Annotated in this window: 22 protein-coding genes; 13 read left to right on the top strand and 9 right to left on the bottom strand. The window is 55.4% G+C overall.

Annotated elements, in window-relative coordinates; translation table 11 throughout:
- The first annotated feature begins 53 nt into the window (after positions 1-53).
- The 4 genes from tsaB (at position 54) to rnd (ending at position 4456) form a co-directional block, all read left to right on the top strand.
- Positions 54-749: a tRNA (adenosine(37)-N6)-threonylcarbamoyltransferase complex dimerization subunit type 1 TsaB gene (gene tsaB, locus APU11_RS20715; protein ID WP_013096140.1), complete on the top strand. Its 696-nt coding sequence runs from the start codon at positions 54-56 to the stop codon at positions 747-749.
- A 37-nt stretch (positions 750-786) separates the two neighbouring features.
- A complete protein-coding gene (locus tag APU11_RS20710) occupies positions 787-1368 on the top strand; it encodes a Slp family lipoprotein (RefSeq protein ID WP_013096141.1) in 582 nt (193 codons plus the stop codon).
- Positions 1369-1571: 203 nt separating this feature from the next.
- Positions 1572-3257 carry a long-chain-fatty-acid--CoA ligase FadD gene (gene fadD, locus APU11_RS20705; protein WP_072193822.1) on the top strand — a complete coding sequence of 562 codons (1686 nt, stop codon included), beginning with the start codon at positions 1572-1574 and terminating at the stop codon, positions 3255-3257.
- Positions 3258-3328: 71 nt separating this feature from the next.
- A complete protein-coding gene (gene rnd / locus APU11_RS20700; RefSeq protein WP_096896965.1) occupies positions 3329-4456 on the top strand; it encodes a ribonuclease D in 1128 nt (375 codons plus the stop codon).
- A gap of 73 nt (positions 4457-4529) precedes the next feature.
- Here rnd and minE read toward each other — a convergent pair whose 3' ends face one another.
- The 3 genes from minE to minC are packed head-to-tail and all read right to left on the bottom strand — an operon-like array spanning position 4530 to position 6346.
- Positions 4530-4799, bottom strand: coding sequence for a cell division topological specificity factor MinE (gene minE, locus APU11_RS20695; RefSeq protein ID WP_058650796.1), 270 nt, complete (start codon positions 4797-4799; stop codon positions 4530-4532).
- Positions 4800-4802: 3 nt separating this feature from the next.
- On the bottom strand, positions 4803-5615 hold the full coding sequence (gene minD / locus APU11_RS20690; protein ID WP_058650795.1) for a septum site-determining protein MinD: 813 nt from the start codon (positions 5613-5615) through the stop codon (positions 4803-4805).
- Between the two features lie 23 nt (positions 5616-5638).
- Positions 5639-6346: a septum site-determining protein MinC gene (minC, locus tag APU11_RS20685; RefSeq protein ID WP_020690845.1), complete on the bottom strand. Its 708-nt coding sequence runs from the start codon at positions 6344-6346 to the stop codon at positions 5639-5641.
- A gap of 123 nt (positions 6347-6469) precedes the next feature.
- On the opposite strand from minC, the gene APU11_RS20680 reads away from it, so the two are divergent.
- The 3 genes from APU11_RS20680 to APU11_RS20670 all read left to right on the top strand — a co-directional run bounded on the left by APU11_RS20680 (position 6470) and on the right by APU11_RS20670 (position 7985).
- The gene (locus APU11_RS20680; RefSeq protein ID WP_013096146.1) at positions 6470-6745 is read left to right on the top strand and encodes a YcgL domain-containing protein; all 276 of its coding nucleotides are present in this window, start codon (positions 6470-6472) and stop codon (positions 6743-6745) included.
- Between the two features lie 47 nt (positions 6746-6792).
- A complete protein-coding gene (locus APU11_RS20675; RefSeq protein ID WP_038984664.1) occupies positions 6793-7452 on the top strand; it encodes a fumarylacetoacetate hydrolase family protein in 660 nt (219 codons plus the stop codon).
- A 92-nt stretch (positions 7453-7544) separates the two neighbouring features.
- On the top strand, positions 7545-7985 hold the full coding sequence (locus APU11_RS20670) for a YcgN family cysteine cluster protein (RefSeq protein WP_014832353.1): 441 nt from the start codon (positions 7545-7547) through the stop codon (positions 7983-7985).
- 121 nt (positions 7986-8106) lie between these two features.
- On the opposite strand, the gene dsbB is transcribed toward APU11_RS20670, so the two are convergent.
- Both dsbB and nhaB read right to left on the bottom strand, forming a co-directional pair.
- The gene (gene dsbB / locus APU11_RS20665; RefSeq protein WP_058650794.1) at positions 8107-8637 is read right to left on the bottom strand and encodes a disulfide bond formation protein DsbB; all 531 of its coding nucleotides are present in this window, start codon (positions 8635-8637) and stop codon (positions 8107-8109) included.
- A 46-nt stretch (positions 8638-8683) separates the two neighbouring features.
- On the bottom strand, positions 8684-10222 hold the full coding sequence (nhaB, locus tag APU11_RS20660; RefSeq protein ID WP_058650793.1) for a Na(+)/H(+) antiporter NhaB: 1539 nt from the start codon (positions 10220-10222) through the stop codon (positions 8684-8686).
- A 201-nt stretch (positions 10223-10423) separates the two neighbouring features.
- Here nhaB and fadR point away from each other — a divergent pair, with 201 nt between their 5' ends.
- On the top strand, positions 10424-11143 hold the full coding sequence (gene fadR, locus APU11_RS20655) for a fatty acid metabolism transcriptional regulator FadR (RefSeq protein WP_013096152.1): 720 nt from the start codon (positions 10424-10426) through the stop codon (positions 11141-11143).
- A 117-nt stretch (positions 11144-11260) separates the two neighbouring features.
- Here fadR and APU11_RS20650 read toward each other — a convergent pair whose 3' ends face one another.
- Positions 11261-12793 (bottom strand): SpoVR family protein, encoded by a 1533-nt coding sequence (locus tag APU11_RS20650; RefSeq protein WP_013096153.1) that lies wholly within the window; start codon positions 12791-12793, stop codon positions 11261-11263.
- A gap of 320 nt (positions 12794-13113) precedes the next feature.
- Between APU11_RS20650 and APU11_RS20640 the strand changes: the two genes are divergently transcribed.
- The gene (locus APU11_RS20640; RefSeq protein WP_014832348.1) at positions 13114-14412 is read left to right on the top strand and encodes a D-amino acid dehydrogenase; all 1299 of its coding nucleotides are present in this window, start codon (positions 13114-13116) and stop codon (positions 14410-14412) included.
- A 9-nt stretch (positions 14413-14421) separates the two neighbouring features.
- Positions 14422-15492 (top strand): catabolic alanine racemase DadX, encoded by a 1071-nt coding sequence (gene dadX / locus APU11_RS20635; protein ID WP_013096156.1) that lies wholly within the window; start codon positions 14422-14424, stop codon positions 15490-15492.
- Between the two features lie 47 nt (positions 15493-15539).
- Here dadX and APU11_RS20630 read toward each other — a convergent pair whose 3' ends face one another.
- A complete protein-coding gene (locus tag APU11_RS20630) occupies positions 15540-17273 on the bottom strand; it encodes a potassium/proton antiporter (RefSeq protein WP_013096157.1) in 1734 nt (577 codons plus the stop codon).
- A gap of 97 nt (positions 17274-17370) precedes the next feature.
- Positions 17371-18285 (bottom strand): muramoyltetrapeptide carboxypeptidase, encoded by a 915-nt coding sequence (gene ldcA, locus APU11_RS20625; protein ID WP_020690850.1) that lies wholly within the window; start codon positions 18283-18285, stop codon positions 17371-17373.
- Between the two features lie 96 nt (positions 18286-18381).
- Here ldcA and emtA point away from each other — a divergent pair, with 96 nt between their 5' ends.
- Positions 18382-18993, top strand: coding sequence for a membrane-bound lytic murein transglycosylase EmtA (emtA, locus tag APU11_RS20620; protein WP_023621731.1), 612 nt, complete (start codon positions 18382-18384; stop codon positions 18991-18993).
- 38 nt (positions 18994-19031) lie between these two features.
- Here the strand turns inward: emtA and APU11_RS20615 are convergent, their stop codons facing one another.
- Positions 19032-19763 (bottom strand): flagellar brake protein, encoded by a 732-nt coding sequence (locus tag APU11_RS20615; RefSeq protein ID WP_023621730.1) that lies wholly within the window; start codon positions 19761-19763, stop codon positions 19032-19034.
- Positions 19764-19969: 206 nt separating this feature from the next.
- Here APU11_RS20615 and APU11_RS20610 point away from each other — a divergent pair, with 206 nt between their 5' ends.
- On the top strand, positions 19970-20224 hold the full coding sequence (locus APU11_RS20610; protein ID WP_020690853.1) for a GlsB/YeaQ/YmgE family stress response membrane protein: 255 nt from the start codon (positions 19970-19972) through the stop codon (positions 20222-20224).
- Positions 20225-20337: 113 nt separating this feature from the next.
- Complete coding sequence (locus APU11_RS20605; RefSeq protein ID WP_029882291.1) at positions 20338-22440, top strand: TonB-dependent siderophore receptor; 2103 nt, start codon at positions 20338-20340, stop codon at positions 22438-22440.
- The last annotated feature ends 5 nt before the right edge of the window (positions 22441-22445 follow it).

Below are 22445 nucleotides of genomic sequence, written 5' to 3'. Positions count from 1 at the left end.
GTGCTAAGATGCGCGCCATTTTGTGACTGACCATTGCGAGAGCGCGACGACTGATGCGAATTCTGGCTATTGATACCGCTACAGAGGCGTGTTCCGTTGCTCTGTGGAACGACGGTGCTATTTCTGCTCATTTCGAAGAGTGCCCACGAGAACACACCCAACGTATTCTGCCCCTGGTGAAAGCGATTTTGACCCAGGGCAACACCACCTTAACCGACCTCGATGCGCTGGCCTTTGGCCGTGGCCCCGGCAGCTTTACGGGTGTACGCATTGGGATCGGTATTGCGCAGGGGCTGGCGCTGGGCGCTGACCTTCCGATGATCGGTGTTTCCACCCTGGCGACGATGGCGCAGGGCGCGTGGCGTATGACCGGTGCTACCCGTGTGCTGGCAGCGATTGATGCCCGCATGGGCGAAGTCTACTGGGCTGAATACACCCGCGACGAGCAGGGCGTGTGGCACGGCGAAGAGACGGAAGCGGTGCTCAAGCCGGAAGCGGTAACCGAACGGTTGCAAAACCTCTCCGGTGAGTGGGCGACGGTAGGGACCGGTTGGGCGGCATGGCCTGACATGGCAAACGGTACCGGCGTAACGCTGGTGGACGGCAACATGCTTCTGCCTGCCGCAGAGGATATGCTTCCTCTGGCCTGCCAGCTGCTCGCAGCAGGAAAAACCGTGGCCGTTGAACATGCCGAGCCGGTTTATTTGCGAAACACCGTCGCGTGGAAGAAACTTCCAGGCCGCGAGTGAATCTCAGTAACAGGAACTGAGAAAAAGGAGTCGCATCATGGCGGTTCAGACTAAAGTAGTACGCCTAATTATGGCAGGCGCTGTGGCCATAGCACTGAGCGGATGCGTTTCCGTTCCTGATGCGATTAAGGGCAGTAGCCCTACGCCACAGCAGGATCTGGTTCGCGTGATGAATGCCCCTGAGCTTTACGTCGGTCAGGAAGCGCGCTTCGGCGGGAAGGTGATTGAGGTGCAAAACCAGCAGGGGAAAACCCGGCTGGAGATCGCCACCGTGCCACTGGATAGCGGCGCGCGGCCGATCCTCGGCGAAACCTCGCGCGGGCGCATTTTTGCCGATGTCAGCGGCTTCCTCGACCCGGTTGATTTCCGTGGACAGCTGGTGACCGTCGTCGGGCCGATTACCGGCACGACACAGGGCAAAATCGGCACAACGCCTTACAAATTTATGACCATGCAGGTTAACGGCTACAAACGCTGGCGGCTGACACAGCAGGTGATCATGCCGCCTCAGCCTGTTGATCCGTGGATGTGGGGCCCCCACCCGTATCGTTACGGCTACCCCGGCTGGGGCTGGTATAACCCGGGTCCGGCGCAGGTACAGACGATCGTTACTGAGTAACTTACTGTTATTGTTAGAAAAGAGACAGCGGCTCAGCCGCTGTCTCTGTTTTTTTACGGCTAAAACGAAAAAAAAGAGTGACGCGCTTCGCAACCTTAAATCTGGGCAATTAATAAACTGGTACGCTGAGTTAATATAATGTTAACAAACTGTTTATTATCGGGGTTGTGATGACGACGAACACTCAATTCAGAGGTGATGCATTGAACAAGGTTTGGCTTAACCGTTATCCCGCAGATGTGCCTGCGGAGATCAATCCTGACCGTTATCAATCCCTGGTTGAATTATTTGAACACTCGGTAAGGCGTTACGCCGATCAGCCCGCGTTTATCAATATGGGTGAGGTGATGACGTTCCGTAAGCTTGAGGAGCGGAGTCGGGCGTTCGCGGCCTATTTGCAGGAAGGGCTGGGGCTGCAAAAAGGGGATCGCGTCGCGCTGATGATGCCGAACCTGCTGCAATACCCGGTCGCGTTATTTGGTATCCTGCGGGCCGGGATGATTGTCGTCAACGTCAACCCGCTCTACACCCCACGTGAGCTGGAGCATCAGCTGAACGACAGTGGCGCGACCGCAATTGTGATCGTCTCAAACTTTGCCCACACGCTGGAGAAAGTGGTCGACAGAACCCAGGTGAAACACGTCATCCTGACGCGCATGGGGGATCAGCTCTCCACCGCCAAGGGCACACTGGTTAACTTTGTCGTCAAATACATCAAACGTCTGGTACCGAAATACCATCTGCCGGATGCCATCTCCTTCCGCCGCGCGTTGCATGCCGGTTATCGTATGCAATACGTCAAACCAGAAGTGGTGTCAGAGGATCTTGCGTTCCTGCAGTACACCGGTGGCACTACCGGCGTGGCCAAAGGCGCCATGCTGACTCACCGCAATATGCTGGCGAACCTTGAGCAGGTGAATGCGACCTACGGGCCGCTGCTGCATCCGGGCAAAGAGGTGGTCATCACCGCGCTTCCGCTTTATCACATTTTTGCGCTGACCATGAACTGCCTGCTGTTCATTGAGCTGGGCGGTCAGAACGTGCTGATCACCAACCCACGCGACATTCCGGGGCTGGTTAAAGAGCTGGCGAAGTACCCGTTCACCGCCATGACCGGGGTCAATACCCTGTTTAACGCGCTGCTTAATAACAAAGAGTTCCAGCAGCTTGATTTCTCCACGCTGCACCTCTCTGCGGGCGGTGGAATGCCGGTTCAGCAGGCGGTGGCCGAGCGCTGGGTGAAACTCACCGGCCAGTATTTACTCGAAGGCTATGGCCTGACCGAATGCGCCCCGCTGGTCAGCGTCAATCCGCATGATATCGACTATCACAGCGGCAGTATCGGCCTGCCCGTACCGTCGACGGAAGCCAAACTGGTGGATGATGACGACAACGAAGTTGCACCGGGCGAGCCGGGTGAACTGTGCGTTAAAGGGCCACAGGTGATGCTGGGCTACTGGCAGCGTCCTGATGCCACCGACGAAATCATCAAAGACGGCTGGCTGCACACCGGTGATATCGCGGTGATGGACGAAGAGGGCTTCCTGCGCATTGTCGATCGTAAGAAAGACATGATCCTCGTCTCCGGATTTAACGTCTATCCGAATGAGATCGAAGATGTGGTGATGCAGCATAGCGGCGTGCTTGAAGTTGCCGCTGTTGGCGTACCTTCCGGCAGCAGCGGCGAGGCAGTGAAGATTTTTGTGGTGAAGAAAAACGCCTCTCTTACCGAAGAGGAGCTCATCACGTTCTGCCGCCGTCAGCTCACCGGCTATAAAGTGCCGAAGCTGGTGGAGTTCCGCGATGAGCTGCCGAAATCGAACGTCGGGAAGATATTACGACGAGAATTACGTGACGAAGCCCGTGCCAAAGTGGACAATAAGGCCTGAGCTTCACGCTAATCGCCCAGACGCCGGTTTAGCCGGCGTTTTTTATGGGCGCAAACAAAAGAGAAACCGTTTTGAATTACCAGATGATCACGACCAACGACGAGCTGGCTTCGCTGTGCGAAGTGACGCGCGACTTTCCTGCCATCGCCCTGGATACCGAGTTTGTCCGTACCCGGACGTATTATCCGCAGTTGGGTTTGATTCAGATGTACGACGGCAAACACGTGTCGCTGATTGACCCGCTCGGCATTACCGACTGGACGCCGATGCGTGACCTGCTGCTTGATACTGCGGTCACCAAATACCTGCACGCAGGCAGTGAAGATCTGGAAGTCTTTCTGAATACGTTTGGCATCATGCCGCAGCCGCTGATTGACACGCAGATCCTCGCCGCGTTCAGCAATCGTCCGCTTTCATGGGGCTTTGCCGCCATGGTTGAGGAGTACACCGGCCTGACCCTGGATAAAAGTGAATCCCGTACCGACTGGCTGGCGCGCCCGCTCACAGAGCGTCAGCTGGACTACGCTGCGGCAGATGTGTTTTACCTGCTGCCGATTGCCGGACAACTGATGAAAGAGGCAGAAGCCTCCGGCTGGCTGCCTGCTGCACTGGATGAGTGCCGCATGACGCAGCAGCGTCGCCAGGAAATCGCTGACCCGAAAGAGGCCTGGCGCGATATCAGCAACGCGTGGCAGCTGCGTACGCGTCAGCTGGCCTGTCTGCAATTGTTAGCCGACTGGCGACTGCGTAAAGCGCGCGAACGCGATTTGGTCGTTAACTTTGTGGTACGCGAAGAGCACCTGTGGGCGGTCGCACGCTATATGCCAGGCAGCATGGGTGAGCTGGACAGCATTGGGCTTTCAGGCAGCGAAATCCGCTTTCACGGAAAAACGCTGCTCGCGCTGGTGGCCAAAGCGCAGCAGATACCGGATGACGCACTGCCAGAGCCGCTGCTGAATCTGATGGATATGCCGGGCTATCGTAAAGCATTTAAAGATATTAAAGCGCTGGTGCAGGCTGTGGCGGCAGAAAGCAAATTGAGTGCGGAGTTGCTGGCATCACGTCGTCAGATAAACCAGCTTTTGAACTGGCACTGGAAGCTGAAACCGCAGAATGGCTTACCGGAAATGATGGCGGGCTGGCGCGGGGAATTGATGGCCGATCGCCTGAATACGTTGCTGGAAGGGTATCCACGATAATCAATATGCCGGGCGATATACCCGGCATATTCCCCCGGTGGCGCTGCGCTTACCGGGGCTACGAAATCAAAAACTACTGACGCGACTCTTCCGCTTCCGGGAGCGTGACGTTCAGCTCCAGAATCGAAATATCCCCGTCTTTTTGCTCCAGCTGCACGGTGACCATCTCCGGGTCAATCTGCACATATTTGCAGATCACTTCCAGGATGTCCTTGCGCAGCTGCGGCAGGTAGTGAGGCTCGGCGTCGCTACGACGACGCTCCGCAACGATGATTTGCAGTCGTTCTTTTGCGATGTTGGCGGTGTTCTTTTTCCGCGAGAGAAAAAAGTCCAGTAATGCCATAACTTATCCTCCGAACAGGCGTTTGAGGAAACCTTTCTTCTCTTCTTCAATGAAGCGGAAAGGACGTTCTTCTCCCAGCAGACGGTCAACCGTATCCTCATACGCTTTACCGGCATCTGCTGTTGTATCAAGGATCACTGGCTCGCCCTGGTTAGAGGCGCGCAGCACGGACTGGTCTTCCGGGATGACGCCCACCAGTTTAATGCGCAGGATCTCCAGCACGTCTTCCATGCTCAGCATGTCACCTTTGTTTACGCGGCCCGGGTTATAGCGGGTCAGCAGCAGGTGCTCTTTAATCGGGTCTTCGCCATTTTCCGCACGGCGGGATTTGGATGCGAGGATCCCGAGAATGCGGTCAGAGTCACGGACGGATGACACTTCAGGGTTCGTGGTGATGATCGCTTCATCAGCGAAATAGAGCGCCATCAGGGCACCGGTTTCGATACCGGCAGGGGAGTCACAGACAATGAAGTCGAACTCCATTTTTTTCAGCTCATCGAGCACCTTTTCAACCCCTTCGCGGGTCAGGGCGTCTTTGTCACGCGTCTGAGAGGCCGGGAGGATATAAAGGTTCTCGGTGCGCTTGTCTTTAATCAGCGCCTGGTTAAGGGTGGCATCGCCCTGAATCACGTTTACGAAGTCATACACGACGCGACGTTCACAACCCATAATCAGGTCGAGGTTACGCAGACCGATATCGAAATCGATAACGACGGTTTTCTTTCCCTTCTGGGCCAAACCAGTAGCGATGGCCGCGCTGGAGGTGGTCTTGCCAACGCCTCCTTTACCCGAAGTAACAACAATAATGCGTGCCATAGAAATTCCTTGTTAAAAAGGGATCAATTCAACGGTTGAACGGTCAACGCGTCGTCTGCCAGTCGCAGACGAGCCGCTTTGCCATAAAATTCGGCTGGGATCTTGTCGCTCAGCCAATATTCACCTGCGATGGACACCAGTTCCGCAGTCAGGTGAGTACAAAATATTTGTGCGTCCCGATCGCCACTCGCCCCGGCGAGTGCACGCCCACGCATCATACCGTAAACGTGAATATTGCCATCTGCAATCAGCTCAGCGCCAGCGCTGACGTGGCTTGTAACAATTAGATCACAGTTTGGTGCATAAATGCGCTGTCCGGAACGAACCGGCACATCAATCATTCGCGTTTTTGTGAGGGCGGTAACGTTTTGTACCGCAGGTGGGGGCGTTTCAACGGCAACGGGGGCCGCACGTGGGGCTTTTTCTTTGCCTTCGTTCAGAAGAGGCAGTCCCGCACGGTCGATTTCCGCTTTCAGCTCAGTATCTTTACAGCCACTGATACCCACAATGCGCAGACCGGTAGAGGAGACGGCCTGCTGGAGTTGTTTCCAGTTAACCGGGGATTCCAGACCACTGACATTGATAACAACAGGGGCGTGTTTCAGAAAGGCGGGAGCCTGAGCGATTTTGTCTTCTAACGCCTGACGAATAACCTCGGGTTTTGCATCATGCAAATGTACCACTGATAAGGTGAAGCTACTGCCTTTAAGCTCGATGGGCGTGTTTGACATCCTGGCCTTACTCAATTTGCTATTAACCGCAACCACTCGCTGCGATATTCCGAAGAGTATCAGGCATGTTATAGTCAGGAGTATATTGAGGCAAGCAACCACCTATGAATTCAGAGTAAAAACATGTTTTGTGTGATCTACAGAAGTACAAGCCGCGACCAGACCTATCTTTATGTCGAAAAGAAAGACGATTTTTCCCGCGTGCCAGAAGAATTAATGAAGAGCTTTGGCCGACCTCAGCTGGCGATGCTGCTGCCGCTCGACGGTCGTAAGAAACTGGTTAACGCCGATCTGGAAAAAGTTAAAACGGCCTTAACGGAGCAAGGCTATTATTTACAGCTTCCGCCACCTCCCGAGAATTTATTAAAACAGCATCTTGAGGCGACCGGTAAAAAATAGCCTCACCTGTTTTCGGGCATAACACATCAACCGTTTAGGGGTCGACCATGTATCAACATCATAACTGGCAAGGTGCATTACTGGATTATCCCGTCAGCAAAGTGGTTTGCGTGGGCAGCAATTATGCCAAACACATTCAGGAGATGGGCAGCGCGACGCCAGAAGAGCCGGTGCTGTTCATTAAGCCGGAAACCGCGCTTTGCGATATCCGCCAGCCGCTGGCACTGCCGCAGGGATTGGGTTCAGTGCATCATGAAGTGGAGCTGGCGGTGCTGATTGGCGCGACGCTACGCCAGGCCTCCGAAGAGCATGTGCAAAAAGCTATCGCCGGTTACGGCGTGGCGCTGGATCTGACGCTGCGTGAGGTACAGGGCAAGCTGAAGAAAGCAGGGCAGCCGTGGGAAAAAGCCAAAGGCTTTGATAACGCCTGCCCGATCTCGGGTTTTGTTCCGGTCGGCGAATTTACCGGCGATCCACAGAACACGTCCCTCAGCCTGAAAGTGAACGGTGAGATCCGCCAGCAGGGCACCACGGCAGATATGATCCATAAGATCGTGCCGCTGATTGCCTATATGAGCCGCTTCTTTACCCTTAAGCCGGGGGATGTGATCCTGACCGGTACGCCAGAAGGTGTCGGCCCTCTTAACGGTGGAGACGAACTGGACGTGAGCTTTAACGGCCTGTCACTGAAAACCCGCGTGCTGTAAACGCATTTTGCCGCCCCTCAGGGCGGCAAAACTTGCATCAACGTGCCAGACTCGTTATAAGGTGCGCTTTCTTTTGACGTGTGGACATTCTGATGAACGACATCCCTTTCTGGCAACGCAAAACTCTCGACGAAATGACAGACGTGGAGTGGGAGTCGTTATGTGACGGCTGCGGGCAGTGCTGCCTGCATAAGCTCATGGATGAAGACACTGATGAAATCTATTTCACCAACGTTGCCTGTAAGCAGTTAAACATCAAAACCTGCCAGTGCCGCAACTACGAGCGCCGCTTCGAGTTCGAGCCGGACTGCATTAAGCTCACCCGTGAGAACCTGCCGACGTTTGAATGGCTGCCGCATACCTGCGCGTATCGCCTGCTGGCGGAAGGGAAGGATCTGCCGACATGGCACCCCTTGCTGACCGGCTCTAAAGCGGCCATGCACGGCGAGCGTATCTCTGTGCGTCACATCGCGGTGAAAGAGTCCGAGGTGCGGGACTGGGAAGACCACATTATGAATCACCCGACCCGGTGATAAATAAAAACCCGCCGAGGCGGGTTTTTATTGGGGTGCGGCCTGATGCCCTCACCCCAACCCTCTCCCACGGGAGAGGGCGCAAAAACTAAAAACGGCAACTATCGTTGCCGTTTTGCTTTTACCTTCCGAACAGATCGCGCTTCTTCGGCTTAAACGGCTGAGCAATCAGCACCAGCAGCGCCACGACGAAGTAGGCCACAAAAATGCCCACCAGCCACTGCGGCATCTCCAGCGACAGGAATTCCCACTGACGTACTGAGCAGTCACCGGACGCGACAAACACCTGCGGCAGCCATTTATCCAGCGGCAACCAGCTCGGGAAGCGGGCAGCGAAATCACAGGTCATAAACGGCGACGGGTGCAACTGCATCATGGTGTGCTGCCAGGAAAGCTCAATCCCTTTCCAGACGCTGTACAGCCAGACCGCGATAGCGACGTAACGGAGCGGTGTTTTTGGTGCAATTGCACCCAACAGACCCGCGCCCATGACGCCAAACAGCGCGCAGCGCTCGTAGATACAGAGCACGCAGGGTTTGAGTCCCATCACATGCTGGAACCACAGCGCGACCATTTCCAGCACAAAGGCGGTCAGGGCCATTAACAACCATGCTCCGCGACCGCGGGAGCACTGGTTTAAAAATCTCAACATAATCATTTCCCTGGAACATGCTTAGAAAGCGCAGTGTAAACGAATTTTAATGCGCCGCAAGTATACCCGCTTGCATCAGCCATTGCGTACAGGGAATGAGGGTAATTTTGACGCAAAGCAATCCCACAATGGTGAGCACCAGCGTATAGGGCAGCGCCATCCAGACCATCTTTCCATAAGAAAGACGTATGAGTGGCGCGAGGGCTGAGGTCAGCAGGAACAGGAAAGCGGCCTGTCCGTTTGGCGTCGCCACCGACGGCAGGTTGGTGCCGGTATTAATGGCAACCGCCAGCAGCTCGAACTGCCCGGCGTTGATAATGCCTTCTTCCATCGCCGCTTTGGCTTCATTGATGTAGACCGTGCCGACAAAAACGTTATCGGAGATGGACGACAGCAGGCCATTGAATAGATAGAAGAGCGACAGCTGCGCGTCGGGCGCCGCCTGCAGTACAAAAGTAATAATCGGGGCGAACAGGTGTTGGTCGATAATCACCGCCACCACCGCAAAGAAGACCGCCAGCAGCGCGGTAAACGGCAGGGCTTCGGTAAAGGCTTTACCGATAGCATGTTCATCCGTTACCCCGCTAAAGGTCGTCGCAAGAATAATAACCGAAAGACCAATCAGCCCGACTTCGGCAAGATGGAAAGCCAGCGCGACGATAAGCCAGATACCGATGATCCCCTGCGCAATCAGACGCAGCGTCTCCTGGCGCGTGCGCTGCGTACGGTTCTGCTCGTCAAATTTATGCAGCTCTTTGCGAACTGGCTCAGGCAACTGCGCACCGTAGCCGAAAACGTTGAATTTCTCGACCAGGATACAGGTCGCTAACCCGCAGACGAACACGGGCAGGCTGACCGGTGCCATGCGCAGGAAAAACTCGCCAAAATGCCACTCAGCCGCTTTGGCGATGATCAGGTTTTGCGGCTCACCTACCATGGTCATCACGCCACCTAATGCGGTACCGACGCCTGCGTGCATCATCAGGCTGCGCAGAAACGCGCGGAACTGTTCCAGCACCTCACGGTTATGCGCCTCGACGTGGCTGTCGTCCTGCAAATCCTCGCCCGGACGGGACGACGCCACGCGGTGATAAATGCCGTAAAACCCGACGGCAACGCTGATGACCACCGCCACGACGGTTAGCGCATCCAGGAAGGCCGAAAGGAATGCGGCAGCAAGGCAGAACGCCAGCGACAGCATCGTTTTAGACGGAATGCTGAGCAACAGGCGGGTGAAGATAAACAGCAGCAGCTGTTTCATAAAGTAGATACCGGCCACCATGAAGATCAGCAGCAGAAGCACTTCAAGGTTGGATGCCAGCTCGGCTTTGACATGCTCTGCGCTCGTCATACCGATAACCACGGCTTCAAAAGCCAGCAAACCACCCGGCAGCAGGGGATAACATTTCAGCGCCATGGCCAGGGTGAAGATAAACTCCGCCACCAGCAGCCACCCGGCGACGAACGGAGTGATACTAAAAATAATGGGATTAACAACCAGGAAAACCAGAAGTATCAGTTTGTACCAGTCAGGAGACTGGCCTAAAAAATTGCGCCACAGCGCGCGCCCAAAAGAAATTTCCACAACAGACGTCCTTCCCCGTCAGGTAAAACAAAACATCAGTATACGCAAAAAACGCGGGGCAGAGGCGGATAAGCGTGTATTGTAAATTTCACGAAAATAAAACAGCGATCCCTCTTTTCTCTCTTTCACGCGCTACCTGCCACTGCATGCCTCTGGTATGATGAGTGCAATTTGCAAAAGCTGTGTAATGGAAATCTCACTATGGTCATTAAGGCGCAGAGCCCGGCGGGTTTCGCGGAAGAGTACATCATTGAAAGCATCTGGAATAATCGCTTCCCTGCGGGATCCATTCTTCCGGCTGAACGCGAACTCTCTGAACTGATTGGCGTCACTCGCACCACGCTGCGTGAAGTGCTCCAGCGACTGGCGCGCGATGGCTGGTTGACGATCCAGCACGGTAAGCCAACGAAAGTAAACAACTTCTGGGAAACTTCCGGGCTGAACATTCTTGAAACGCTGGCGCGCCTCGATCACGAAAGCGTGCCACAGCTGATCGACAATCTGCTCTCGGTGCGTACCAACATTGCGACAATCTTTATTCGTACCGCTTTTCGTCAGCATCCGGAAGACGCGCTGCAGGTGCTTGCCAGCGCGAACGAAGTGGAAGATCACGCGGATGCCTTTGCCACGCTCGATTACAACGTTTTCCGCGGACTGGCGTTTGCCTCCGGTAACCCGGTGTACGGTCTGATCCTGAACGGCATGAAAGGGCTGTATACCCGTATCGGTCGCCACTACTTTGCCAACCCCGAGGCGCGCAGCCTGGCGCTGGGCTTCTACCATAAACTCAGCAAGCTCTGTACTGAAGGCCTGCACGATCAGGTATATGAAACGGTGCGCCGTTACGGCCACGATTCCGGTGAAATCTGGCACCGGATGCAGAAAACACTGCCGGGTGATTTAGCCATTCAGGGCCGCTGAAATAAAAAACCTCTCAAGTGAGAGGTTTTTTTCGTCGGGTGGCGGCTACGCCTTACCCGACCTACGGTGCATGTAGGCCCGGTAAGCGAAGCGCCACCGGGCGCAAAAAGGCCCGCATTAGAGCGTATTCAACCGCGCCGGGCAACGTTCCAGCAGCTCCACGCTGCCATCTTCATTCTGCTGCTCCAGCAGCACATCAAAGCCCCACAGGCGATGCACATGCTTCAGCACCTCTTTGCGTCCTTTATCCAGCGGCGCCCGGTTGTGCGGAATATAGCGCAGCGTCAGGGAGCGATCGCCGCGTAAATCCACGTTCCATACCTGAATGTTGGGTTCAAGGTTGCTCAGGTTGTACTGGGAGGAGAGGCGAGAGCGGATCTCACGGTAGCCTTCCTCGTTATGGATCGCCGAAATCTCCAGGTAGTTATTGCGGTCGTCATCCAGCACGGTGAAGAAGCGGAAATCACGCATAATCTTCGGCGACATAAACTGGCTGATGAAGCTCTCATCCTTAAAGTCACGCATCGCGAAATGCAGCGTTTCCAGCCAGTCAGAGCCGGCGATATCCGGGAACCAGTATTTATCTTCTTCCGTTGGCGACTGGCAGATGCGTTTAATGTCCTGGAACATCGCAAAGCCGAGCGCGTACGGGTTAATGCCGCTATACCACGGGCTGTTGTAAGGCGGCTGGAACACCACGTTTGTATGGCTGTGCAGGAACTCCATCATGAACCGCTCGGTGACTTTCCCTTCATCGTACAGATGGTTAAGGATGGTGTAATGCCAGAAGGTGGCCCAGCCTTCGTTCATCACCTGGGTCTGTTTCTGCGGATAGAAATACTGGCTGACCTTACGCACGATGCGCAGGATCTCACGCTGCCACGGCTCCAGCAGCGGCGCGTTTTTCTCCATAAAATAGAGCAGGTTTTCCTGCGGCTCAGACGGGTAGCGACGCGCTTCGGCAACCGCTTTCTCTTCTTCACGTTTCGGCAGGGTGCGCCACAGCATATTCACCTGGCTTTGCAGATACTCTTCGCGGCTTTTCTGCCGCGCTTTCTCCTCCTGAAGGGAGATTTTCTGTGGACGTTTGTAACGATCAACGCCGTAGTTCATCAGCGCGTGACAGGAGTCGAGCAGTTTCTCCACTTCGTCCACGCCGTAGCGCTCTTCGCAGTCGGTAATGTACTTACGCGCGAAGATCAGGTAATCGACAATCGAGCTGGCATCCGTCCAGCTGCGGAACAGGTAGTTATTCTTGAAGAACGAGTTATGCCCGTAGCAGGCATGCGCCATCACCAGCGCCTGCATGGTAATGGTGTTCTCTTCCATCAGGTAGGCAATACACGGATTGGAGTTGATCACGATCTCATACGCCAGCCCCTGCTGGCCGTGCTTATATAAGCGCTCCGTTTCAATGAATTTTTTACCAAACGACCAGTGCGGATAATTGATCGGCATCCCGACGCTGGAGTAGGCGTCCATCATCTGCTCGGACGTAATGACTTCAATCTGATGGGGATAAGTATCCAGACGATACAGTTTTGCCACCCGGTCGATTTCGGCGAGATAGACATCCAGTAACTCGAAGGTCCAGTCGGGTCCATCGCTCAGACGTGTGCTGTCCTTATTCAGGGAATCAATAGTAGCCATTAGCGCGCCCTCGTTGTGGGAGCTCTCTCTGTCTGGAGAGCCTCCTGATAAGCATAGATCACCGTGTTAAAAAGCGTGCTGGAGCAGAAATTTTTTCTTTGCGATTTCCCGTTTTTGATGCGGCAATAAAAGCGGTCTTCACAGAATTTTATACTGGTTAAAAATAACGCGCAGCAGGAGATCCCAAATTCGCCTCATCCCCTGATGCTGGGGGATGTGTGAGGTAAGTCACCATAAAAAAGTCGTATGTTGAATAATATTTTCAACTAGGTTATCAATCTGTAATTAGAAGATTGTTCTTTTGCACATATGGAGTGGCTATGCGTGTTGTCATACTGGGAAGTGGTGTCGTTGGCGTAACCAGCGCCTGGTATTTAAGTCAGGCGGGACATGACGTGACCGTTATCGATCGTGAGTCAGGGCCTGCGCTGGAAACCAGTGCGGCGAACGCCGGACAGATCTCTCCGGGCTATGCCGCGCCGTGGGCGGCACCCGGCGTTCCGCTGAAGGCAATTAAGTGGATGTTCCAGCGCCATGCGCCGCTGGCCATCAGCCTCGACGGCACCCAGTTCCAGCTGAAGTGGATGTGGCAGATGCTGCGCAACTGCGACACCCGGCACTACATGGAAAACAAAGGTCGGATGGTGCGTCTGGCGGAATACAGCCGTGACTGCCTGAAAGCACTGCGCGCCTCCACCGGTATTGAGTACGAAGGTCGTCAGGGCGGCACGCTGCAGCTGTTCCGCACCGCGCAACAGTATGAAAACGCCACCCGTGATATTGCCGTGCTGGAAGATGCGGGCGTACCGTATCAACTGCTCGAAGCCAGCCAGCTTGGGCAGGTTGAACCGGCGCTGGCAGAAGTGTCGCACAAGCTGACGGGCGGCCTGCGTTTGCCGAATGATGAAACCGGCGACTGCCAGCTTTTTACGCAGCGTCTCGCGCAGATGTGCGAGCAGGCGGGGGTGAAATTCCGCTTTAATACCGCGGTCGACAAACTGCTGTCAGAAGGCGGCAGTATCTACGGCGTGAAGTGTGGCGATGAAGTCATTAAAGCGGATGCCTACGTCATGGCGTTTGGCTCCTATTCCACCGCGATGCTGAAGGGCATTCTCGACATTCCGGTTTACCCGCTGAAGGGCTACTCCCTGACCATTCCGGTAAAAGAGGACAGCGGGGCGCCAGTTTCCACCATTCTGGATGAAACCTACAAAATCGCCATTACCCGCTTTGATAACCGCATCCGCGTTGGCGGGATGGCGGAGATTGTCGGCTTTAACACCGAGCTGCTGAAGCCGCGCCGTGAAACGCTGGAGATGGTGGTGGGCGACCTGTTCCCGCGTGGCGGTTTTGTCGAGCAGGCAACCTTCTGGACCGGGCTGCGTCCAATGACGCCAGACGGCACGCCAATTGTTGGCCGTACGCCGTTCAAAAACCTGTGGACCAATACCGGTCACGGTACGCTTGGCTGGACAATGGCCTGCGGCTCTGGCCAGCTGCTTAGCGATTTGATATCCGGGCGCACGCCGGCAATTCCGTTTGACGATTTAAGTGCCGCACGCTATCAATCGGGGTTTACCCCTTCGCGTCCACAGCACCTGCACGGCGCGCATAACTAAGGAGTTGTCATGTCCCGTCCTGTTCTGGCTCAGCTCGATTTGCAGGCCCTGAAGGATAACCTGCAAATTGTTCGCCGGGCGGCGCCAGGTTCACGCGTCTGGTCGGTGGTGAAAGCCAATGCCTACGGCCACGGTATCGATCGTATCTGGAGTGCGCTCAGCGCCACCGACGGTTTTGCGTTACTGAATCTGGAAGAGGCCATTCTGCTGCGCGAGCGCGGCTGGAAAGGGCCCATTCTGTTGCTTGAGGGGTTCTTCCACGCCGACGATCTGCCGCTGCTGGATAAGTACCGGCTGACCACCAGCGTTCACAGCAACTGGCAAATTAAAGCGATTCAGGATGCAAAACTGCATGCACCGCTGGATATTTATCTCAAGGTGAATAGCGGTATGAACCGCCTGGGCTTCCAGCCTGAGCGGGTCCATACGGTATGGCAACAGCTGCGCGCCCTGAAGAACGTGGGCGAAATGACGCTGATGGCGCATTTTGCCGATGCGGAAAAACCGGACGGTATTGCCGATGCGATGGTGCGCATTGAGCAGGCGGCAGAAGGGCTGGATTGCCCACGTTCGCTCTCCAACTCAGCGGCCACGCTGTGGCATCCTGAGGCGCATTATAACTGGGTGCGTCCTGGCATTGTCCTTTATGGCGCCTCTCCCTCAGGCCAGTGGCAGGATATCGCCAACAGTGGCCTTAAGCCGGTGATGACCCTGCGCAGCGAAATCATCGGTGTGCAGACGCTGAAGGCCGGCGACACGGTGGGCTATGGCAGCCGTTACCGGGCGACAGGCGAGCAACGGATTGGTATTGTGGCGGGCGGTTATGCTGACGGCTACCCGCGTATCGCGCCGAGCGGCACGCCAGTCTGGGTAGACGGGGTGCGTACGGGAACGGTGGGCACCGTCTCCATGGATATGCTGGCCGTTGATCTCACGCCATGTCCGCAGGCGGGCATTGGTTCCCCGGTCGAGCTGTGGGGTAACGAAGTCAAAATTGATGACGTGGCTGCCGCGGCGGGGACGGTAGGGTATGAACTGATGTGCGCGCTAGCCCCAAGAGTGCCGGTTGTGACGGTGTAACGTGTCTGTGTGCCGGGTAAGCGTCAGCGCCACCCGGCAAAAAACCACTACTCCACGTCCTCTTCCATCGGCCGCAAACCGACTTTCCGCACTGCGTTATCTTCTTTCTCTGCTACGGTCCAGATCATCCCGGCAAACTCCACCTGGTCACCCACAACCGGGGCCGCACCAAGGCGCTGCTGGATGATTTCGCCCAGCGTTTGCTGATTATCGTCGCCTTCAGCACCTTCATCCAGCCCATAAATCAGGGCCACGTCCGCAAACCTGGCGCTGGCTTCCAGAATAAAATCGCCGAAGAAACGCTGATCCAGCGCCACCGGAGGCGACTGGCTGAACAGTTTACCCAGGGCGGGCAGGTCCCGCTCGCGGCCAATCACACACAGTATATCGCCTTCGCGTAGCCGGGTGCTGCCGGTAGGGTGCAGCAGGACATTATCGCGGAACAGAGCGGCAATTCGCGTTTCCGCAGGCATGTGCAAATCGCGCAGCGATGCCCCCACGCACCATTTATCGGCGCTGAGCTGGTAAACAAACTGTTCCCACGGGTTTTCCGGGTGAATATCCAGCCCCACGCGGGAAACCGGCCAGCCCACGGGAGGAACCACCACTTTGGCTTTTTTCGCCGCCCACCCGAGCGAGGTTCCCTGGAACAGCAGCGAGATCAGCACCACGAAGAAGGCGACGTTAAAGAACAGCCGCGCGTTATCCAGTCCGGCCATCATCGGGAAGACAGCCAGGATAATGGGTACCGCGCCGCGCAGCCCCACCCAGCTGATAAAGACGCGTTCGCGCAGGTTGAAGCCGCGAAACGGCAGCAGACCGGCAAACACCGACAGGGGACGGGCGAAGAAGATCATCCACGCCGATAAAATCAGCGCCGGAACGGCAATCGGCAGCAGGTCTGACGGCGTCACCAGCAGGCCCAGCACGAGGAACATCCCGATTTGCGCCAGCCAGGCCAGCCCGTCGAAGTTCTGCAAAATGGCGTGACGGTTGCGAATAGGGCGATTGCCCAGCAGGAAGCCGCAAAGATAAACCGCGAGGATCCCGCTGCCGTTCAGCGCAGTGGTGACGGCAAAAATCAGAATGCCGCCGCTCAGGGCAAGCAGCGGGTAGAGCCCCGAAGGCAGCGATATCCGGTTGATCGTCTGCTGAAGCAGGTAACCCCCGGCCAGGCCGAGCGCAATCCCCAGGCCGAACTGCTGCAGGATATGCAGGACAAACATCCAGCTTAAGCCTGTTTCATGCTGCTGGATCATCTCTATCAGCGTGATGGTGAGAAATACCGCCATCGGATCGTTACTGCCGGATTCAATCTCAAGCGTGGAGCCGACGCGTTCGTTCAACCCTTTGCCCCCCAGCAGGGAAAACACCGCCGCCGCGTCGGTTGAGCCGACAATCGCGCCAATCAGTAAACCTTCCATCAGATCGAGATGGAACAGCCACGCCGCCATCATGCCGGTCAGACCGGAGGTAATTAACACCCCGACCGTCGCCAGCGACAGGGCAGGCCCCAGCGCCACGCGAAATGAGCTCGCCTGGGTGCGCATCCCGCCGTCGAGCAGGATCACCGCCAGCGCAAGGTTACTGATCATGTAAGCGAAAGGGTAGTTATCGAAAGGAATACCGCCGATACCATCGACACCCGCCAGCATGCCGATGGCAAGGAAAATAACAAGAATAGGTATGCCGAGACGCGATGAAAATGAACTTAATAAAATACTACAGGTTACGAGCACAGAACCCAGAATGAAAAGACTGATTATCGCTGTGGCATCCAATGTTGTCTTACTCCCACCTCAATGTTAATGCTGTTACTAAAACCCTAACATATTAACGACGGAAACAGCGGTTTATTGAGGGGGATTAACGGCTTTTTTATGCCTTTAAGACCGGATGACCCCCAATCGTTAACCGACTGCCCGTTTCATCATGCTTCAGGGTGGCCTGCGCGCCTAACGCCAGGGTGACGGTTTGCTGCTCGTGGCCGAAGTCCAGCCCGGTAATAACAGGAATATCAAGGCGTGAGCGGATGAAATCGACCATTGTTTCCAGCGAGTATCCTGCGTCATAGTCATTCGGTGCGGCACCGGTAAAACTGCCAAGAATAACCGCGGATTGACGTTCCAGAATACCGGCGTAATACAGCTGCAATAACATGCGCTCGACGCGGAACGGATGTTCATTGATATCTTCCAGCACCAGAATGCCGCCGTCAATTTGCGGCAGCCATGGCGTTCCAATGAGCGACACCAGCATTGCCAGATTTCCGCCCCAGAGTTGTCCTTCACACGACCAGTGCGGCCCGTTGCCCTGCCACTCAACGCTGTAGGTCGGGTTTTTCAGGGCGCGCCAGAAGTGTTCCACCGTAAATGGGTCAAGCTCGGGTGCCCCGAAATTACCGGCCAGCATCGGGCCGCTGAAGGTCACCACGTTATGCAGCGCGAGCAGCCCGAGCTGGATTACGGTAAAGTCGCTGTGGCCGCAGATAAGCAGCGGATCCTGCTGCTGACGCTTTGCCAGCCCTTGCCAGTCAATACTCTCCAGCAACCGGCTCGCACCATAGCCGCCGCGCACCGCCAGCACGATATTGTTCTCACCCTGTAGGTTCACCAGGCTGTTGATATCATTCAGCCTTTGCGCTTCCGTACCGGCAAAACGCTGCTGGCGGCGGGGGATAATTGTCTGATTTTCTACCGGGTAACCGAGTTCCAGTAAGCGCTCAACGCCCCGCTGTGCCGCCTCCTGGTTGATGCAGTACCCGGACGGCGCGATAAGATGAAACTGAGACATGGCAATTCCTTGCTGAATGAGAATCTAATTGTCTATATCATGCCGCTTATACGTTGCCTGCTTCAAGGGCGATGACCGGCTATAAGGATAGATGACGTGAAATTGAGATGGTTTGCTTTTTTGATTGTGTTGCTGGCTGGCTGTAGTTCAAAACATGACTATCAAAACCCGGCATGGAACCCGGAAGTGCCTGTAAAACGGGCCATGCAGTGGATGCCGATCAGTGAACAGGCAGGCAAGGCCTGGGGCGTCAGCCCGCGACTGATCACGGCGATCATTGCCGTGGAATCCGGCGGTAACCCAACGCTTGTCAGCAAATCTAACGCCGTGGGGCTGATGCAGCTTAAGGCCTCAACCGCAGGGAGAGAGGTCTACCGCTATATGGGCTGGCGTGGTCAGCCGTCAACCAGCGAGCTGAAAAACCCGGAACGCAACATCTCCATGGGCACGGCCTATTTGAGCATTCTGGAACACGGCGTGCTGAAGGGAATCGAGGATCCTGAAGTGATGCAGTATGCGCTGGTGGTCTCTTACGTGAACGGCGCGGGTGCGCTGCTCAGGACGTTCTCATCGGACCGTAAAGAGGCGATAGAAGAGATCAACGACATGGACAAAGACGAGTTCTTTGAACACGTGGTGAAAAATCATCCGGCACCACAGGCTCCGCGTTATATCTGGAAAGTTCAGAAAGCAATGGATGCCATGTAATGCCGTTGTCGGGCGGCCTGTGTGCTGCCCGGCTCCTGTCACAACACTTTATTCGCCCGCTCCCGCGCCTCTCGCTCCAGAGAATAGATAATCCGCTGCAGTTCACGCTCTGCGCCCGGCCCGACGTTCAGGAAGCGGAAGCTCAGACGCGGCGTGACGATCGTTTCATTTTTGCTGTCGACCACCTTACGCTCGCTGATGGCAATCAGCTGCGCATCAAAGTAAAAACGCCCCCAGCCTCCCATATCCAGTTCGATTTGGGTAAATCGCATGCCTTCTACCAGTCCGTCAGGCTTTGGCGTATCCATCAGCGCACCCATGCCGCCCAGGGAGAGGTCAAAAAGGCGAAAGCGGATCTCTTTTTTGTCCGGCATTTTGGCCTTACCAAAATAGGCAGGGTGAAGCGGGGCACTGATACGAAAATATTCACGGCGCTGAACAAACCAGAGGTTGGCCGGCAGCGGGGTGACAAACGCCGGAAGACCACCGTATTCGCTCAGCTCCAGGCGCGGCAGGACAAATTCCACTTTTGCGCCGTGCGTTTCTGCCATCACCGAGATTTTCTCCGCCCGCAGCGCGGCGCGGTTTTCATGCTCCTGGCTGCCCAGGTCAATGACCAGCCTCTCTGCAGAAGCATCCAGGATCTTGCTGATGAACTGATTGTTTGACCAGCTGATGCGCAGCGGCACCTCGCCTTTTTGCAGGTCGCGCAATACCCCTAATACAGCCAGCGGATTTTGCTTCAGGAACTGCTCACTGTAATTACTCACGCCGGATGGCTCCTTGATAAATGACAGACTGTCTCTGCGTTATCGGCAGCGTGAAACGAAACTTAATACAAACCGGTGAGTTTTTTTCGCAGTACAGAGAAGTTAAGTCGGTGAGATGAAATCGGTTTTACCGTGATGACCTATACTTACGTTACCTGCGCGGAGGGTTTTCTGCGCATGCGTTAAACCTGCAAGAGGGCATCGCTATGGGTATTATCGCGTGGATCATCTTTGGTCTTATTGCCGGGGCTATCGCTAAACTCATCATGCCGGGAAATGATGGCGGCGGCTTTATATTGACCTGTGTTCTTGGGGTTATTGGTGCGGTTGTCGGCGGCTGGCTGGCGACCATGTTTGGCTTTGGGGGCGACATCAGTGGATTCGACCTGCACAGTTTCCTTGTGGCTGTGGTGGGCGCCATTGTTGTCCTGGGCATATTCAGGTTGCTCCGACGGGCATAGATGACACAAAACGGCTCTCGCGACAGGGCCGTTTTTTTTGCCGTGATATTGATTTGCTAATCGAAATGATAATAATTGTCGTTCCTAGTTACATATAAACACAAGACGACATTATGAACACCTCACGTTTTGCAGTATGCGCGTTGGCAGGAGCCGTGACGCTGGCATTACAGGCACAGGCATTTGCTGAAGAATCCACCATTCTTGTCACCGGCTCTGAGCAGGGCAGCGTTCTCCCTGCATGGACAAACAGCGCAACCAAATCGGCCGTTGCCGAAAGTAAAACGCCGCAGGTGATCGATACCGTCTCTGCGCAGCAGATCGCGCAACGCCATGCCAACTCCGTGAACGAAATCCTGCGCTATGTTCCGGGCGTTTCGACAGAGCTGCGTGGCAATACCACCTACATGAGCGAATATAAAATCCGTGGTTTTTCCGTTGACCAGGAGTTCTACAACGGACTGCAACTGCCGTATAACGTCACCGGAAATACCAAAGCGCGCATCGATCCACTGCTGATTGAAAGCGTTGATATCCTCAAAGGGCCATCTTCTGTGCTCTACGGCGGTGGCTCCCCGGGGGGGCTGGTAAATATTCAGGGTAAAAAGCCACAAAAAACCGCCCATACCGAGTTGGGTTTCAACACCGGCAATCGCAATCTGAAGGAGGGTTATCTCGACTCGACCGGACAAATTGCCGACAGCGACTGGAACTACCGACTGCTGGGCAAAGCCACGGAAAATGACGATCAGCCCCATACCACGCGCTATGAAAATTATCTGGTTGCCCCGTCCGTGACCTGGGAGCCGGACAGCAAAACGCGTCTTACGGTTGATGCACTGGCGCAAAACTCCCCGAGCCTGTCTCCATCCAACCCGTTGCCGCTTGCTTATCTGCGCTCGAAATATGCCGACCGCCGGGATTATGCCGGGGATGAGTGGAGCGGTTTCAAACAGCGTCAGTGGATGCTGGGCTACAGCTTTGAACATGAGTTTGACAGTGGCTGGGGCTTTAACCAGAAAGCACGGTACTTTGATGTCGACACCCACCAGCGCAGCGTTTATGCCACGGGGACGGGGAGCGCGGTATACCAGCTTAACCGGTTTGCTTACACCACGGATGAAGATCTGAAGAGCTTCAACATCGATAACCAGGTAACCAAAACCGTGGCGCTGGGAGAGTGGAAACACCACCTGTTGGCCGGGTTTGACTATCAAAAGATGGACTCTCACTTCTACTACCGTTATGCCTCAACAACGCCTGGCATCGATATGCGAAATCCTGACTATTCGCAGATCAATGAACGCGATCTCGGGTTGTATACGGGGCAGAAAAATCGTCTGAGCTATCAGCAAAACGGCTATTACCTGCAGGATCAGGTGGAGTTTGGCGGTTTAAATCTGCTGGCCAGCCTGCGTTATGACGATTACCGCTCGGTAACCACCAACTATATGCAGAATGGCGACAAGGCGTGGGTCTCTCAGGACCGCGTGACCAAACGCCTGGGCGCGCTTTACGCGTTTGAGAATGGGCTTTCACCGTTCATCAGCTACTCCGAAGGGTTTGCCCCGGTGTCGCCGCAGGGTACGCTCACGGCTAAAGATGTGAAGCCAACCACCAGCAAGCAGGTGGAAGGCGGGGTCAAATACCTGCTGGCGGATTACGCCACAACCTTTACCGCCTCGGTATTTAATATCCGTCAGAAAAATGTCGTCACCTCCGATCCGGGTTTCCTGAATTACAGCCAGACCGGAGAAGTGGAATCTAAAGGGGCTGAGCTCTCAATCGTCAGCCGCCCAGCGGATAACGTGACCCTGATTGCCAACTATGCCTACACCCATCTGATCAATACCGAAGATGACAAATACCAGGGCAAACGGCCAACGCAGGTGCCGGAGAACGCGTTCAACCTGTGGGGGGATTACACCTTTGACAACACGCCGCTGAGAGGGCTGATGCTGGGGGCAGGGGCGCGCTACACCGGACCCATGGAAATTTCACCGAACAACGATGCGGGCAAACTGGGCGGCACCATGCAGTACGATCTGGCGGCCTCCTATCGTATGGGGGAAATCCTGCCGTCGCTGGAGGGATTAACGCTGAAAGCCAGCGCGCAAAACATCACCAACAAAGAGACGCTGACCTGCTACGACGCGACAAACTGCTGGATTGGGCGTGACCGGACGTATCAGTTGGGGGCGAGCTACAGCTTCTGATTATC

This window comes from Enterobacter sp. 50793107, from assembly GCF_001463365.1.
In the GTDB taxonomy this organism is placed as follows: domain Bacteria; phylum Pseudomonadota; class Gammaproteobacteria; order Enterobacterales; family Enterobacteriaceae; genus Enterobacter; species Enterobacter cloacae.
Note: the sequence above shows the minus strand (reverse complement) of the source record. Positions and strands in the feature narration are given on the sequence as shown.